Annotated in this window: 1 protein-coding gene; it reads left to right on the forward strand. The window is 34.5% G+C overall.

Translation table 11 applies throughout. The features are described from left to right. The coding region (locus tag AAGF08_RS20355) for a DUF6090 family protein (RefSeq protein WP_343513290.1) at positions 1-667 on the forward strand (667 nt) is incomplete at its 5' end. Positions 668-1097 lie beyond the last annotated feature (430 nt).

Consider the following 1097-nt stretch of genomic DNA (forward strand, 5'->3'; position numbering starts at 1 on the left):
TCTGATATATGCATTTGGCGAAATTGTTTTGGTTATTATAGGTATACTGATAGCAGTTTCGATTAATGGCTGGAATGAGAGCAGAAAACTTAAAATTGAGCAACAATCTATTCTAAACGACCTTAGGCAAGAGATGAATGGGAATCTTGGTGCTTTGAATGATGTGATTGAACGGCACCAAAAATCATTTGAAGGAGCTTCAGAAATGAAAGCCCTTTTTACAGATAGAGAAGCTTTCGATAAGATGTCAGATAGCACATTTAAATCCATTCATATTAAAATGGATAATAATCCTACCTATGACCCAAGGTATGGAATACTCAATTCCATTATTTCCTCAGGGCAAATCAATCGAATACCTAATAAAGAACTAAAATATTTATTGGCATCTATTAAAGAATGGACGGTAGATGCTTTTGAAGATGTCATGAAGATAGAAGCACAACGAAATGAGTTATTATTTTCAACATATCTGAACAGTCAAGTTATCATAGACGGAAAAATTATAGGAGGACTAATCTGGAAGCCCGCTTATGATCATCCACCCTATAGAAACTTGGTTAGTTCCTTATATTACTATACTCGAATGCAAGGATTAAATGAAGAAATTGAATTAAAGGAGGCGATGGAGCGCATTATTGAACTCATCGATCAAGAAATCGAATAGAATCAATAATTTGATTTTTGAGAATTTTTAGAGAATATCTACGCTACGAAAATAGCTTCAGTAGAGGCAGCTATTGAATATTTCAGAAATGTGCTTTAGCCAGCCAGGATGAATCAGATAAAAATCTAGGGCATGATAACAGGCTATTGGGCTGATTTTATTTTAGGAGTTACCCCAACTGAGTTTAGACTAAATTTTTGACTAGGTGTAGCTTTAACCTACACCTTATTTTTTTTTAGAATTTGCAATTCTTTATTAATAATTGATCCTCAGCTAAATGTATTTATCTAAGCTTCGATGTGATCTACGCTATTTTATTTCCTTTGAATGCATTGTAGTAAAAAATGAGATTTCTTGCCTTCGGCAGGCAAGCTCTCTGGTTGAAATGACTCCGATCGGTACTGAGATTTTGATTCTTGATGGGGCTGCA

The organism is Algoriphagus sp. SE2, assembly GCF_039563885.1.
GTDB lineage: Bacteria > Bacteroidota > Bacteroidia > Cytophagales > Cyclobacteriaceae > Algoriphagus.